The sequence below is a fragment of the Streptomyces sp. Ag109_O5-1 genome (genome assembly GCF_003814875.1).
Lineage (GTDB): Bacteria > Actinomycetota > Actinomycetes > Streptomycetales > Streptomycetaceae > Streptomyces > Streptomyces sasae.
Genome location: NZ_RKQF01000001.1, coordinates 1,286,773 through 1,301,972, shown reverse-complemented (window position 1 = coordinate 1,301,972; position 15,200 = coordinate 1,286,773). Strand labels below are relative to the sequence as shown.

At 71.0% G+C, this 15,200-nt stretch carries 10 protein-coding genes and 2 pseudogenes; 9 read left to right on the top strand and 3 right to left on the bottom strand.

Going from position 1 to position 15,200, the window contains the following annotated elements:
- The first annotated feature begins 6 nt into the window (after positions 1-6).
- From EDD90_RS05940 to EDD90_RS05925, 4 genes and pseudogenes are all read left to right on the top strand, one after another.
- A complete protein-coding gene (locus EDD90_RS05940) occupies positions 7-1,221 on the top strand; it encodes an acetyl-CoA C-acetyltransferase (protein ID WP_123972087.1) in 1,215 nt (404 codons plus the stop codon).
- 40 nt (positions 1,222-1,261) lie between these two features.
- Positions 1,262-3,457, top strand: coding sequence for a 3-hydroxyacyl-CoA dehydrogenase NAD-binding domain-containing protein (locus EDD90_RS05935; RefSeq protein WP_123972086.1), 2,196 nt, complete (start codon positions 1,262-1,264; stop codon positions 3,455-3,457).
- 123 nt (positions 3,458-3,580) lie between these two features.
- A pseudogene (locus tag EDD90_RS05930) lies at positions 3,581-3,901 on the top strand (thiamine pyrophosphate-binding protein); the annotation flags it as partial.
- Positions 3,902-4,063: 162 nt separating this feature from the next.
- Positions 4,064-4,617 (top strand): annotated as a pseudogene (locus EDD90_RS05925) (SDR family NAD(P)-dependent oxidoreductase); the annotation flags it as partial.
- On the opposite strand, the gene EDD90_RS05920 reads toward EDD90_RS05925, so the two are convergent.
- A complete protein-coding gene (locus tag EDD90_RS05920; protein ID WP_123972085.1) occupies positions 4,582-5,319 on the bottom strand; it encodes a MerR family transcriptional regulator in 738 nt (245 codons plus the stop codon). The pseudogene EDD90_RS05925 and the gene EDD90_RS05920 overlap by 36 nt on opposite strands.
- Positions 5,320-5,583: 264 nt before the next feature.
- Between EDD90_RS05920 and EDD90_RS05915 the strand changes: the two genes are divergently transcribed.
- Both EDD90_RS05915 and EDD90_RS05910 read left to right on the top strand, forming a co-directional pair.
- On the top strand, positions 5,584-7,053 hold the full coding sequence (locus EDD90_RS05915; RefSeq protein ID WP_123972084.1) for an amino acid permease: 1,470 nt from the start codon (positions 5,584-5,586) through the stop codon (positions 7,051-7,053).
- Between the two features lie 42 nt (positions 7,054-7,095).
- A complete protein-coding gene (locus tag EDD90_RS05910; protein ID WP_123972083.1) occupies positions 7,096-7,596 on the top strand; it encodes a macro domain-containing protein in 501 nt (166 codons plus the stop codon).
- 95 nt (positions 7,597-7,691) lie between these two features.
- Here the strand turns inward: EDD90_RS05910 and EDD90_RS05905 are convergent, their stop codons facing one another.
- Positions 7,692-9,161 carry a M1 family metallopeptidase gene (locus EDD90_RS05905; RefSeq protein ID WP_123972082.1) on the bottom strand — a complete coding sequence of 490 codons (1,470 nt, stop codon included), beginning with the start codon at positions 9,159-9,161 and terminating at the stop codon, positions 7,692-7,694.
- Between the two features lie 224 nt (positions 9,162-9,385).
- Between EDD90_RS05905 and EDD90_RS05900 the strand changes: the two genes are divergently transcribed.
- Positions 9,386-11,341 (top strand): Xaa-Pro dipeptidyl-peptidase, encoded by a 1,956-nt coding sequence (locus EDD90_RS05900; RefSeq protein ID WP_123972081.1) that lies wholly within the window; start codon positions 9,386-9,388, stop codon positions 11,339-11,341.
- A gap of 6 nt (positions 11,342-11,347) precedes the next feature.
- Here EDD90_RS05900 and EDD90_RS05895 read toward each other — a convergent pair whose 3' ends face one another.
- The gene (locus EDD90_RS05895; RefSeq protein ID WP_185148951.1) at positions 11,348-12,295 is read right to left on the bottom strand and encodes an FAD-dependent oxidoreductase; all 948 of its coding nucleotides are present in this window, start codon (positions 12,293-12,295) and stop codon (positions 11,348-11,350) included.
- 65 nt (positions 12,296-12,360) lie between these two features.
- On the opposite strand from EDD90_RS05895, the gene EDD90_RS05890 reads away from it, so the two are divergent.
- Together EDD90_RS05890 and EDD90_RS05885 are read left to right on the top strand one after the other, a co-directional pair.
- On the top strand, positions 12,361-13,383 hold the full coding sequence (locus EDD90_RS05890) for an oxidoreductase (RefSeq protein WP_123972080.1): 1,023 nt from the start codon (positions 12,361-12,363) through the stop codon (positions 13,381-13,383).
- Positions 13,384-13,418: 35 nt separating this feature from the next.
- A complete protein-coding gene (locus tag EDD90_RS05885) occupies positions 13,419-15,059 on the top strand; it encodes an ABC-F family ATP-binding cassette domain-containing protein (protein ID WP_123972079.1) in 1,641 nt (546 codons plus the stop codon).
- Positions 15,060-15,200 lie beyond the last annotated feature (141 nt).

Below are 15,200 nucleotides of genomic sequence, written 5' to 3'. Positions count from 1 at the left end.
TTGTCAGTGAGCACCGAAGCGTACGTGTACGACGCGATCCGCACCCCGCGCGGCCGCGGCAAGGCGAACGGCGCCCTGCACGGCACGAAGCCCATCGACCTGGTCGTCGGTCTCATCCACGAGACCCAGGGCCGTTTCCCGGACCTCGACCCGGCCGCCATCGACGACATCGTTCTCGGCGTGGTCGGCCCGGTCGGCGACCAGGGCTCCGACATCGCGCGGATCGCCGCGATCGCCGCCGGACTGCCCGACACGGTGGCCGGCGTCCAGGAGAACCGCTTCTGTGCGTCCGGCCTGGAAGCCGTCAACATGGCCGCCGCCAAGGTCCGTTCCGGCTTCGAGGACCTGGTCCTCGCCGGTGGCGTCGAGTCGATGTCCCGAGTGCCGATGGCCTCGGACGGCGGCGCCTGGTTCAACGACCCGATGACCAACCTGGCCGTCAACTTCGTGCCGCAGGGCATCGGCGCCGACCTGATCGCCACCATCGAGGGCTTCTCCCGGCGTGACGTCGACGAGTACGCCGCGCTCTCCCAGGAGCGCGCGGCGACGGCCGTCAAGGAGGGCCGCTTCGACCGCTCCGTGGTCCCCGTGAAGGACCGCGCCGGCCTCACCGTCCTCGACCACGACGAGCACCTGCGCCCCGGCACCACCGCCGACTCGCTCGCCAAGCTCAAGCCGTCCTTCGCCGACATCGGCGAACTGGGCGGGTTCGACGCGGTCGCCCTGCAGAAGTACCACTGGGTCGAGAAGATCGACCACGTCCACCACGCGGGCAACTCCTCCGGCATCGTCGACGGCGCCTCCCTGGTCGCCATCGGCTCCAAGGAGATCGGTGAGCGCTACGGCCTCACCCCCCGCGCGCGGATCGTCTCGGCCGCCGTCTCCGGCTCCGAGCCGACCATCATGCTCACCGGCCCCGCCCCCGCCACCCGCAAGGCCCTCGCCAAGGCCGGTCTGACCATCGACGACATCGACCTCGTCGAGATCAACGAGGCGTTCGCGGCGGTCGTGCTGCGCTTCGTGAAGGACATGGGCCTGTCCCTGGACAAGGTCAACGTCAACGGCGGCGCCATCGCCCTCGGCCACCCCCTCGGCGCCACCGGCGCGATGATCCTCGGCTCGCTCGTCGACGAACTGGAGCGCCAGGACAAGCGCTACGGCCTCGCCACGCTGTGCGTGGGCGGCGGCATGGGCATCGCCACCATCGTCGAGCGCGTCTGAAATCCCCGCGGAACCAAGAGACTTCACGGAGACACGAGCCATGACCGAGAGCACCACCATCCGCTGGGAACAGGACGACACCGGTGTCGTCACTCTCGTCCTCGACGATCCCAACCAGTCCGCCAACACCATGAACGCGGCCTTCGTCGAGTCCATCGCCGCCATCGCCGACCGCCTGGAGGCCGAGAAGGACTCGGTCCGGGGCGTCATCTTCACCTCCGCCAAGAAGACCTTCTTCGCCGGCGGCGACCTGCGCGACCTCATCCGGGTCACCCCCGAGACCGCCCAGGACCTCTTCGACGGCGGCCTCGCCATCAAGCGCAACCTGCGCCGCATCGAGACCCTCGGCAAGCCCGTCGTCGCCGCCATCAACGGCGCGGCCCTGGGCGGTGGTTACGAGCTCGCCCTCGCCTGCCACCACCGGGTCGCCCTCGACACCCCCGGCACCAAGATCGGCTGCCCCGAGGTCACCCTCGGCCTGCTCCCCGGCGGCGGCGGAGTCGTCCGCACCGTACGTCTCCTCGGCATCGCCGACGCCCTGCTGAAGGTCCTCCTCCAGGGCACTCAGTACAACGCCACGCGCGCGCTGCAGAACGGCCTGATCCACGAGGTCGCCGCGACCCCGGACGAACTGCTGGCCAAGGCCCGCGCGTTCATCGACGCCAACCCCGAGTCGCAGCAGCCCTGGGACAAGCCGGGCTACCGGATCCCCGGCGGCACGCCCGCCAACCCCAAGTTCGCCGCCAACCTGCCCGCGTTCCCGGCCACCCTGCGCAAGCAGACCAACAACGCCCCCTACCCGGCGCCGCGCCGCATCCTCGCCGCCGCTGTCGAGGGCAGCCAGGTCGACTTCGAGACCGCCCAGGTCATCGAGGCCCGCTACTTCGTGGAGCTGGCCGCCGGGCAGATCTCGAAGAACATGATCCAGGCGTTCTTCTTCGACCTCCAGGCCGTCAACTCCGGCGCCAACCGCCCCAAGGGCGTCGAGCCCCGCAAGGTCACCAAGGTCGCCGTCCTCGGCGCGGGCATGATGGGCGCCGGCATCGCCTACTCGTGCGCCCGCGCGGGCATCGACGTCGTCCTCAAGGACGTCTCGGCCGAGGCCGCCCAGAAGGGCAAGGGCTACTCCGAGAAGCTGTGCGCCAAGGCCGTGGCCAAGGGCCGTACCAGCCAGGAGAAGGCCGACGCGCTGCTCGCCCGGATCACGCCCACCGGGGACCCGCAGGACCTGGCCGGCTGCGACGCCGTCATCGAGGCCGTCTTCGAGGACACCGCCCTCAAGCACAAGGTCTTCCAGGAGATCGAGTCCGTCGTCGCCCCCGACGCGCTGCTCTGCTCCAACACCTCCACCCTGCCCATCACCGCCCTCGCCGAGGGCGTCGAGCGGCAGACCGACTTCATCGGACTGCACTTCTTCTCGCCCGTCGACAAGATGCCGCTCGTCGAGATCATCAAGGGCGAGCGCACCGGCGACGAGGCCCTCGCCCGCGCCTTCGACCTGGTCCGGCAGATCAACAAGACGCCGATCGTCGTCAACGACTCGCGCGGCTTCTTCACCTCCCGGGTGATCGGCCACTTCATCAACGAGGGCGTCGCCATGGTCGGCGAGGGCATCGAGCCCGCCTCGGTCGAGCAGGCGGCGGCCCAGGCCGGCTACCCGGCCAAGGTGCTCTCCCTGATGGACGAGCTGACGCTCACCCTGCCGCAGAAGATCCGCCGGGAGTCCAAGCTGGCCGTCGAGGAGGCCGGCGGCACCTGGCAGGCGCACCCGGCAGAGGCCGTCATCGACCGCATGGTCGACGAGTTCGGGCGGCCCGGGCGCAGCGGCGGAGCCGGCTTCTACGACTACGCCGAGGACGGCAGCCGCGCCGCCCTGTGGCCCGGCCTGCGCGAGCACTTCACCGAGCCCGGCCACGAGATCCCGTTCCGGGACATGCAGGAGCGGATGCTCTTCTCCGAGGCGCTGGACACCGTGCGCCTCCTGGAGGAGGGCGTCCTGACCTCGGTCGCCGACGCCAACATCGGATCGATCTTCGGCATCGGGTTCCCCGGCTGGACCGGCGGTGTGCTCCAGTACGTCAACGGCTACGACGCCTACGGCGGGGCGGAGGCCGGGCTGCCCGGCTTCGTGGCACGCGCGCGTGAGCTCGCGGAGACCTACGGCGAGCGGTTCACCCCGCCCGCGCTGCTGGTCGAGAAGGCGGAGAAGGGGGAGACCTTCACCGACGCGCGCTGAGCCGAGCGCGTCACCCGGCCGACCGGCCTGTGTCGTTGAGCGACACGCCGGGCTTGCTCCCGGGGGAGGCGGAACCGGACGCTGACCGAACCGGTCCCGGTCCCGCCCCCCGGAGGAGTCCCCATGGGATACCGCCCCGCCCTCGCCCTGCTGGAGATCCTGCGCAGCGAGGGCGTGGACCGGATCTTCGGCAACCCCGGCACGACCGAACTGCCGTTCCTGGCCCCCCTGCCGGAGGCCGCCGACACCCCCGAGTACGTCCCCGGCGTGCACGAGGGCGCGGTCGTCTCGATGGCCGACGGCTACGCCCGCGGCACCGGCCGCCCCGCCTTCGTCAGCCTGCACATCGCCGCGGGCCTGGCCAACGGTCTCATCGGCCTGCCCAACGCGCGCCGCTCCCGCACCCCGCTGGTGGTCACGGCGGGCCAGCAGGACCGCCGCCACCTCCAGCAGGACCCCATGCTCTCCGGCGACCTGACCGGCCTCGCCCGCCCGGCGGCGAAAGCGGTGTACGACCTCCAGCATGCCCGCGACCTGCCGCTGGCCTCCCCACACTCACCGCATGCAGACGCGGACCGCACTGGTGGCCGGAGCGGCACAGGGCCTCGGGCAGCACTGCGGCATGTGACCGACGCGTTCGGCACCCTGCACGTCGTCGTCAACAACGCGGGCGTCTACCCGGCGCGCCCTTCGAGGAGACGACCGCCGAGGACTGGCGGCGGGTCATGCGCGTCAACCTGGAGGCGCCCTTCCTGGTGACCCGGGCCGCGCTGCCTCATCTCAGGGCGGCCGGATGGGGCCGCATCGTCAACATCGCGTCGGCGGCCGTGTTCACCGCACCACCCGACATGGTCCCCTACGTCGCCTCGAAGACCGGCCTGATCGGCTTCACCCGCGCGCTGGCCGCGGCCCTCGGGCCGTACGGCATCACCGTCAACGCGATCGCGCCCAGCATGGTGCGCACCGCCACCGCCGAGCGCACGGTCGGCGCGGACGGCGGCTTCGACCTCGGCCGCTCCCAGCAGGTCGTGCCGCGCACCCAGGAGACGGCCGACCAGGTCTCCACCCTGCTGTACGTGGTGGACGAGGGCAGCGGCTTCCTGACCGGGCAGACGCTCAACGTGTCAGGAGGGTCGGCCTTCCTCCGACTCCGGGCATGATTCCGGGAGCCATTGGTGGACCTCCGCCCTCAGGGAGCGCTGGAAGGTCGTCAGCAGGGCCTGCACGATCAGCGGCTGCATGTGTGCGGACAGGGACTTCACGTCCTCCTCGGCCCGCTCCGCCACCTCGGTCCGGAACAGCTGCGACAGCTCGTGGGCGGCGGCCCGCGAGTGCTCGGTCAGCACCGTGCGCGCCGCGAGGATCGCCTTCTCGGACAGCGGTACGTCGAGGAGCTGCACGGCGAGCCGGAGCAGGCCGGGGTCGATGCGGTAGGCGTCGCCTTCGGGCCGTACGACGTCCATGGCGACGAGCCGCTCGACGTCCTCCCCGTCCAGCGGCCGCCCGGCCCGCCGCCGCAGCTCCTGCGCCGTCACCGTCTCCTCGGCGTCCGGCGCCCAGGAGGCGACCACGGCCCGGTGGATCGCCAGGTCATGGTCGCTGAGGCCGGGCGGCAGCCGGTCCAGATAGCGCTCGATTGCCGCCAGCGTCATGCCCTGGTGCTGGAGTTCCTCGATGAGCGCCAGCCGGGCCAGGTGCTCCGGCCCGTAGTGGCCGACCCGGCGCGGGCCGATCACCGGCGGCGGGAGCAGCCCCTTGGTGCCGTAGAACCGGACCGTGCGGACCGTGGTGCCCGCCCGCGCGGCCAGTTCGTCGATCGTGAGCGCCGGCTCCCCGGAACCACTGTCGGTGTCGGTCGTCATGCGCAGCAGTATCGCTGTCACACCGGCACTGTGACACCTGCGGCTCACCCGAGACGGCTGGGCATCTGTTCGACAGATGTTCACCCGGATATCACGGTCATGACCTTGTGAGAAGTGCCGCTCTGTGACCTGTGCCATCGCATACTCCCTGGTCAGCGGGGGAAGGTGGGGCCTTGGTCTGTGCCCACCACCGAGCGCGCCGACCGAGTACGTCCGGACACCCGAGCGCGACCCGCTCGGGCGCACCAGAGAGTGGAACCACCTGTGAGCAAGGACGCCGTGAACACGGCACAGGCCGTCGCCACCCGGACCGACGCGGCCCAGGCGCCCGCGGACGCGGGCGACGCCGGCTACAGCAAGGACCTCAAGGCCCGCCACGTCAACATGATCGCCATCGGCGGCGCGATCGGCACCGGCCTCTTCCTGGGAGCCGGCGGACGCCTCCACAACGCCGGCCCGGCACTCGCCCTCGCCTACCTGGTCTGCGGAATCTTCGCCTTCTTCGTGGTCCGCGCCCTCGGCGAGCTGGTCCTGTACCGGCCCTCCTCCGGTTCCTTCGTGTCGTACGCGCGCGAGTTCCTCGGCGAGAAGGGCGCCTACGTCGCCGGCTGGATGTACTTCCTGAACTGGTCGACCACCGGCATCGCCGACATCACCGCGATCGCGCTCTACACGCACTACTGGTCCATGTTCACCAGCATCCCCCAGTGGACGCTGGCGCTGGTCGCCCTGGCCGTGGTCCTGGCGGTGAACCTGATCTCGGTGAAGATCTTCGGCGAGATGGAGTTCTGGTTCGCGATCATCAAGGTCGCGACCCTGGTCGGCTTCATGCTGATCGGCATCTTCCTGCTGGCCACCCAGCACAGGGTCGACGGCCACACCCCGGGCCTGAGCGCGATCGCCGACCACGGCGGCGTCTTCCCGCACGGCCTGATGCCGGTCGTCCTCGTCATGCAGGGCGTGATCTTCGCGTACGCGGCCCTGGAACTGGTTGGCGTCGCGGCCGGCGAGACCGCCGAGCCGGAGAAGGTCGTCCCGCGCGCGGTGAACTCGATCATGTGGCGTGTCGGCCTGTTCTACGTCGGCTCGGTCGTCCTGCTGGCCCTGCTCCTCCCCGGCTCGGTCTACTCGGCCGACGAGAGCCCCTTCGTCACGGTCCTCTCCAAGATCGGCGTCTCGGGTGCCGGTGACGTGATGAACCTGGTCGTCCTCACCGCCGCCATGTCCTCCCTGAACTCCGGCCTGTACTCCACGGGCCGCATCCTGCGCTCGATGGCGACGGCGGGCTCCGCCCCGAAGTTCACGGCCCGGATGAACCGCAGCCAGGTCCCCTACGGCGGCATCCTGCTGACCTGCGCGGTCTGCGTGCTCGGTGTCGGCCTGAACTACCTGATGCCGAGCCAGGCGTTCGAGATCGTGCTGAACGTCGCCTCCCTCGGCATCATCAGCACCTGGGTGATCATCATGCTCTGCCACCTGATCTTCGTCCGGCGCGCGAGGGCGGGCCTGCTGGAGCGCCCCGCGTTCCGCCTCCGCTTCAGCCCGTACACCGAGATCGCCACGGTCACCTTCCTGTTGGTCTGCCTCGGCATGATGTGGAACGACCCGGAGGTCGGCCGCAAGACCCTGCTGCTCATCCCCGTGATCGCGGCCCTGCTCGTGGCCGGCTGGTTCGGTGTCCGCCGCAGGGTCTCCGCGACGGCCGACCAGGAACTCTCCCAGCTGACGGAGTAGCAGGTCAGCGCCACTGTCAGTGGCATCGCCTACGGTGGCGTCATGTCGGAGAGTTCGGAGATCACTTACATCCGGGGTGACGCCACCGCGCCGTCGGGCAAGGGCGTCAAGGTGATCGCCCATGTCTGCAACGACCTGGGGGGCTGGGGAAAGGGTTTCGTCCTGGCGCTGTCGCGCCGCTGGCCGGAGCCGGAGAGGGAGTACCGCGCCTGGCACCGCGACCGCGCCAACAACGACTTCGCCCTGGGCGCGACCCAGCTGATCCGCGTCGACCGGTACATATGGGTGGCCAACATGATCGGCCAGCGCGGGACCAGGACGGGCAGCAAGGGCGTGCCGGTCCGCTACGAGGCCATCGACACAGCGCTGGCCGGCCTGGCCGACAAGGCCCTCGAACTCGGCGCGTCGGTCCACATGCCGCGGATAGGCTGCGGACTGGCCGGGGGCAAGTGGTCGCGCATCGAGCCGCTGATCAACGAGCGCCTGGTGTCCCGCAAAATCCCGGTCACCGTCTACGACCACGGCACCGAAGCGCCCCGTTAGGGGCGCGGGGCTGCGTTCAATTTGCGGCTCCGCCGCGTGGGCGCGACCAGCCACAACGGACCCGCAGCCCCCACACGACCGAACCCGGCAACCCCTTAGTGCACGTAGTTCGTAGCCTCGATCTGCTTCCAGGACTTCGGCTGAACAACGGCCCCCACGGCCTTCAACGCCGGCGTCGCCGGCTTCGTCGGCTCAAACAGCCACGCATCGAACAACGAGCCCAACGACTTCCCCGACACCCGCTCCGCATACGCCTCGAAGTCGGCAACGGAAGCGTTCCCGTACGCGTGCTCCTTCGGCCACCCCTTCAGGATCGCGAAGAACGCGTCGTCGCCGACCGCGTTCCGCAGCGCCTGCACGGCCAGCGCCCCCCGGTCGTACACGGCGATGTCGAACTGGTCGTCCGGACCCGGATCCCCCGGCTTGACCGTCCAGAACGCGTCGTCGGCCGGATGCGACGCGTACACGTAGTCGGCGAGCTCCTGCGTCGTGCCCTCGCCCTCGTGCTCGGACCACAACCACTGCGCGTACCGGGCGAACCCCTCGTTGATCCAGATGTCCTTCCAGCCCTTGAGGGAGACATCGTCGCCGTACCACTGGTGGGCCAGCTCGTGCACGACCACGGAGGTGTTGGAGCCGTTCGCGAACTGCTTCGGGCTGTAATAGACGCGGGTCTGCGTCTCCAGCGCGTACCCGGTGGTGGTGTTGGGCACATACCCGCCGGCCGAGCTGAAGGGGTACGGCCCGAAGTAGCCGGAGAGCCAGTCGACGAGTTCCCCGGTCCGCTCCACGCTCGCGCGGGCCGCCCCGTCGTTGTCGCCGAGGTCCTTGCTGTAGGCGTTGACGACCGGCACCCCGCCCTCGGAGGTACTCGTCGTGATGTCGAACTTCCCGACCGCCAAAGTGGCCAGATACGTCGCCTGCGGCTTGTTCTGCCGCCAGTTGTAGCGGGTCCAGCCGAGCTTCGAACTCGTCGACTGGAGCAGGCCGTTGGAGATGACCTGGGTGCCGTCGGGGACGGCCACCGAGACGTCGTACGTGGCCTTGTCCAAGGGATGGTCGTTGCTCGGGAACCACCACCAGGCGGACTCGGGCTCGTCCGCCGCGACCGCCCCGTCGGGTGTGCGGTGCCAGGTGTTGAAGCCGTACGCGCTCTTTGTCGACGGCACCCCGCTGTAGCGGACGACGACGGTGACCGGCGTGTCCTTCGCGAGCGGGGTCTTCGGTGTGATCACCAGCTCGTGCTGACCGGACGTGGCGAAGGCCGCCTGCGCGCCGTTGACCCGCACCTCGCTCACGTCCAGCAGGAAGTCCAGGTCGAAGCTGGACAGGTCCTGCGTGGTCCGCGCCAGGATCGTCGCCGTGCCCGCCAGCTCGTCGGTGGCCGGCTGGTACTGCAGCCGCAGGTCGTAGTGGGAGACGTCGTACCCGCCGTTGCCGTAGTACGGGTAGTAGGGGTCACCGATGCCCGGCGCGCCGGGGCTGTAGCTCGCGGCCGATGCCGGGATCGCCAGCAGGAGGGAGGCCGCCGCGAAGACACCCGGCGCGAGGATTCTGCGGTGCACGAGAACTCCAAGTCGGTAGGGGGCCGAGGCGCGCACCCGCCACACCGGGGCGGGGACGCCAAGTCGATGGAGCACGAAACTGTTCGCAGCCTATTCAGTCCCTGTGCTCCCTGGCCTGTCCATGGCCCCTGCTGTCACACGATCGCCATTCGGCCGCAATCAGCTCTGCCGGTCCCTCAGATGCCCCCTTCTGCACAGGAGTTGACCGAGGTAGCGTCCGCCGCATGCCGAAACGTACGCGCTTCACGATCTGGAGACCGTTCGCCCTCGCGGCCGTCGCCACCCTGATCGCCGCCTTCCTCACCCCCGCCGTGGCCCAGGCCGCCGGCGCCCCGCGCGAGAGCCGACCGGTCTACTCGTACGCGAACGCCATCCGCGAGGCCGTCTGGGTGGACACCGGGCTCGACTCCGACGGCGACGGGAAGACCGACCGGGTCGCCGCCGACATCGTCCGGCCCGCCGAACCCGCGGCGCAGGGCCGCAAGGTGCCGGTCATCATGGACGCCAGCCCCTACTACTCGTGCTGCGGCCGCGGCAACGAGAGCCAGCTGAAGACGTACGACGCGCGCGGCAACGTTGTCCAGATGCCGCTGTTCTACGACAACTACTTCGTGCCCCGCGGCTACGCCTTCGTCGGCGTCGACCTGGCCGGCACCAACCGCTCCGACGGCTGCGTCGACGTCGGCGGCCGCTCCGACATCCAGTCCGCAAAGGCCGTGGTCGACTGGCTGAACGGGCGTGCCAAGGCCTACAGCAGCCGCACCGGCACCACCACCGTCAAGGCGACCTGGACCAACGGCAGGACCGGCATGATCGGCAAGAGCTGGGACGGCACCATCGCCAACGGCGTAGCCGCCACCGGCGTCAAGGGCCTGAAGACGATCGTCCCGATCAGCGCGATCTCCTCGTGGTACGACTACTACTTCGCCCAGGGCGCCCCGCTGTACGACTCGGGGCCGGACTGGCTGGCGGGCGCCGTGGAGAGCGACGCGGCCCAGGCCAGGTGCAAGGCCGTGCAGCAGAAGCTCATCGACGGCGCTCCGCGCAGCGGGGACTGGACCGGCCTGTGGACCGAGCGCGACTACGTGAAGGACGCCTCCAAGGTCCGCGCCAGCGTGTTCCTCGTGCACGGCATGCAGGACCTCAACGTCCGCACCAAGCACTTCGGCCAGTGGTGGGACGCCCTCGCGAAGAACGGTGTGCAGCGCAAGATCTGGCTCTCCCAGACCGGGCACGTCGACCCCTTCGACTACCGGCGCGGCGCCTGGGTCGACACCCTGCACCGCTGGTTCGACCATGAACTCCTCGGCTACGACAACGGCATCGACCGCGAGCCGATGGCCGACATCGAACGCCACCCCGACCAGTGGGTGACCTCGTCGGTCTGGCCGCCGCGCGGCACGCAGACCACCACCCTGCGCCCGGCCGCCGGCCCCCTGCCCGGCGTCGGCTCCCTCGGCCTGCGCCGCACCTCCGGCACCGAGGCCTTCACCGACGACCCGAAGCAGAGCGAGACCGACTGGGCTGCCCAGATCGCCGCCTCCACACCGGACAAGGCCGGCTTCCTCACCGCGCCGCTCACCCACGACCTGCGCCTGTCCGGCTCCGCCAAGGTCACCGTCACCGCCACCCCGACCACCTCGACGGCCCACCTGACCGCCGTCCTGGTCGACCTCGGCCCGGACACCATCCGCGACTACGCCGACGACGCCGAGGGCATCACCACCCTCACCGACCGCACCTGCTGGGGCGAGAGCACGGCGGGTGACAGCGCCTGCTTCAAGGAGACGCAGGCCAAGACCAAGACCGTCGACTACACGGTGTTCAGCCGCGGCTGGGCCGACCTCGGCACCTACGCCGACCCCGGCAAGGGCGTTCCGCTCACCCCGGGCAAGGCCTACACGATCACCCTCGACCTGGCGGCCGCCGACCACGTCGTACCCAAGGGCCACCGGCTGGCGCTGATCGTTGCGGGCACGGACAAGGACCTCATCGATCCGCCGTCCAGTACTCCGACGCTCACCCTGGACCTGTCCGCCACGGCGGCCAGGGTCCCGCTGGTCGGCGGCGCGGCCGCGTTCGAACGCGCCACCTCCGGCAGCACCTGGACCGCTCCCCGGGCGAACACCCTGGACGGTGTCCGCACCCCGCGCACCGTCCAGCGCATCCCCGCGAGCTGATCCCCCTCAGGCGGCCGGGCCGGCATCCACCAGCCCGGCCGCCTCCCGGGCACATCCCCAGGCCACCGTGACCCCGGCCCCGCCGTGCCCGTAGTTGTGCACCAGCACCCGCCCGTCCGGCCGGAGTTCGCGCGCCAGCCGGACGGCGCTCCGGTACGGCCGCAGCCCCACCCGGTGCTCCAGCACCCGCGCCCCGGCGATCTCCGGCCGGACCGCCGCACACCGCGCCACGATCCCCGCCGCGATGTCCGGATCCGGTTCCGGGGACCAGGCGTCCTCCTCCGCCGTACCCCCGAGCAGCAGACCGCCGGGCTGCGGGAAGAAATACGCGGAGGCGCCCCCCTCGGCCTCGTCCTCGGACGTGTACCAGGTGGTGATCCCCGGGTTCTCCACCACGACCAGCTGCCCGCGCACCGGACGCACCGCCGGATCCGGAACCAGTGAACGGGCTCCGAGCCCCGTGCAGTTGACCACGACGGGCGCGGGCACCTCGGCCAGCCCGGTCACCACCCGCTCCTCGACCGTCCCGCCCGCCCTGCCCAACCGCTCCCGCAGCCAGGCCAGATGGACCGGCATGTCGATCAACGGCAGCCGCGCCGACAGACCTTCGTCCGTCTCGGCCAGCCCCGGCACCCGGGCCGCCCACGGACCCAGCGTGTCCAGCCGCAGACCGCCGTGTACGCCCTCGACCAGGCGTACGCCCGTCTGCTCCGGCCGGTCCGCCAGTTCCTCGTACACGACAAGGGAGGCGAGTGCCCATTTCCCGGCCAGCGCCTCCGGCTCGATGCGGTACGGCCACCACAGTGCACCGGCGACCGCCGAGGTCGTACGCCCGCCGGTCTCCCGCGCCCACACCCGCACCCGGCGCCCGGCCTCGGCCAGCACCACCGCCGTGGTCAGCCCGACGACCCCGGCGCCGACCACGATCACCTCGTCACTCAGCTCACGGTTCATGCAGGGACGCTAGCGGAATATGTCATGCCGCGCTCAGATCGTCCCGATCTGGGGATACTCACAGCATGTCTGCCGCATACGCGACCTTCGGCCTGGCCCCGGCGATGCGCGCCGGCGGCGTTCTCGCCGACGGCGGCTACCGGATCCACCGGGACTTCGTGGACTTCATCGTCGACGGACACCCGCTGCTGTTCCAGCTCTCCGACCTGGACGCCGTCTCCCCGCTCGCCTCCGACGTCCCGCCCGCGATCTTCACCGCCCAGGTCCGCAGCCTCTTACTGGAGTCCGGCGCACCGCTGCCCGGCGACCGCTACGTGATCTACGGCTGCCCCGAGTGCGAGGACCTGGCCTGCGGTGCGGTCACCGCGGTCATCGAGCAGGACGGTGACGACTACATCTGGCGGGACTTCGCCTGGCAGACCGCCGACCACGCCGACCTGGAACTCAACGGCTACCACGGCATCGGACCGTTCCGCTTCCACGGCACCGAGTACCGCGCCGCCCTCGGCGCCCTCCTCGAAGACAGCGGACCGGCGCCCGGCCGCCGCGTCCTGCTCATCGGCGCCCGCGTCGCCCTCCTCGCCAGACTGGCCGCCGCCCTGCGGACCATCGGCATCGGCGCCGACATCGCCCGCGACACCGAGGGCGTGCCCGCCGAGGAGCTGCGCGGCTACGGCGCCGTCGCCTTCGGCCCCACCGCCGGCGAGGCCGAGCGGGCCACCGTACGCCGGGCGTTCGAACAGGCGGGCCTTGAGGTCCCCTACGTCGACGGGCTCGCCCCGATCGTCCCCCTCCTCGTCGCCCAGGTCGAACACGCCCTCGACCGCAGCCCGCTCCCACAGCGCAGGCTGACCGGACTGGTCGCCGCCGACGGCGCGGCCGGCATCGAGATCAGCTCGCCCTGCCGGGTCCGCGTCACGGCGTACCGTCTCGACCTCCTCTCCCGCCCCCGCACCCATGAGCTCTTCGACGGCGTCCTGGAACCCGGTCACCACCACATCCCCCTGGACGGCAAGGCGGCCAGGGGCGGGTCCTTCGTGGTCGCCCGGACCTCCGGAAGCGTGCTGGTGGAGGCGGTGACGCGCTGACCTCCGGGCGCGCGGACATTAGGATCGGCGTTCTGATGACTGCCACCCTCGTCGTAAAGAACCTCGCCGCCGGGCACGGCGACCGCTCGCTCTTCTCCGGGCTCGACCTCGTCGTCGCGCCCGGAGACGTGATCGGTCTCGTCGGTGCCAACGGCGCGGGCAAGTCCACGCTGCTCCGGCTGCTCGCCGGACTCACCGCCCCCGAGCAGGGCGAACTGCGGCTCTCCCCGCCGACCGCGACTGTCGGCCATCTGCCCCAGGAGCCGGAGCGGCGGCCGGGGGAGACCGTCCGCGAGTTCCTCGCCCGGCGCACCGGCGTCGCCGAGGCCCAGCGCGTGATGGACGAGGCGACCCAGGCCCTGGTCGACGAGGCACCGGGCGCCGACGACGCCTACGCCGTCAGCCTGGAGCGCTGGCTCGACCTGGGCGGCGCCGACCTGGAGGAGCGCGCGGAGGAAACCGCCGACTCCCTGGGCCTGGCCGTGGACCTCGACCAGCCGATGACCTCCCTCTCCGGCGGCCAGGCCGCCCGCGCCGGCCTCGCGTCGCTGCTGCTGTCCCGCTACGACGTCTTCCTCCTCGACGAGCCCACCAACGACCTCGACCTGGACGGCCTGGAACGCCTCGAACGCTTCGTGACCGGTCTGCGCGCCGGCACGGTCGTCGTCAGCCACGACCGCGAGTTCCTCACCCGCACCGTCACCAAGGTCCTCGAACTCGACCTCGCCCAGGGGCAGATCAACCTCTACGGCGGCGGCTACGAGGCCTACCTGGAGGAACGGGACGTGGCCCGCCGGCACGCCCGCGACGACTACGAGGAGTACGCCGACAAACGCGCCGCCCTCCAGGACCGCGCGCAGATGCAGCGCTCCTGGATGGACAAGGGCGTCAAGAACGCCCGGCGCAAGGCGTCCAACGACAACGACAAGATCGGCCGCAAGTTCCGCAGCGAGGCCAGCGAGAAGCAGGCCGCCAAGGCCCGCCAGACCCAGCGCATGATCGAACGCCTGGACGTCGTCGAGGAGCCCCGCAAGGAGTGGGAGCTGCGCATGGAGATCGCGGCCGCCCCGCGCTCCGGCGCCGTGGTCGCCGCCTTGCGGGACGCGGAGGTACGGCGCGGGGACTTCACCTTCGGCCCGGTGTCCCTGCAGATCGACTGGGCGGACCGGGTCGCGGTCACCGGAGCGAACGGGGCGGGCAAGTCGACGCTGCTCGCCGCGATGCTGGGCCGGGTGGAGCTGGACTCCGGGCACGCCGCGCTCGGTCCGGGCGTGGTGGTCGGCGAGGTCGACCAGGCACGCAAGCTCTTCCACGGCACCGAGTCCCTGCTGGACGCGTTCTGCGCGGCCGTCCCGGACACCGAACCGGTCGAAGTCCGCACCCTGCTCGCCAAGTTCGGTCTCAAGCAGGACCACGTACTCCGGTCGGCGACCACGCTCTCCCCGGGCGAACGCACCCGCGCGGCCCTCGCGTTGCTCCAGGGCCGGGGCGTCAACCTCCTGGTCCTGGACGAGCCGACGAACCACCTCGACCTGCCCGCGATCGAGCAGTTGGAGTCCGCCCTCGACACCTACGAGGGCACGCTCCTCCTGGTGACCCACGACCGCCGCATGCTGGACGCGGTCCGGGTCACCCGCCGCCTGGAAGTAGCGGCGGGCAAGGTGACGGAACGCTGAAACCCCCTGTTGGGAAGCGCCCCTCCAGGGGCGCTGGGGGTACCCCCGGCCGAAGGCTGGGGGAGGAACTGCGCGACCGGCACCGAAGGCGCCGCACCCGCCCGACGGCCTTGTGAGGCACCCTCTCAGGTGCCGTCGGCC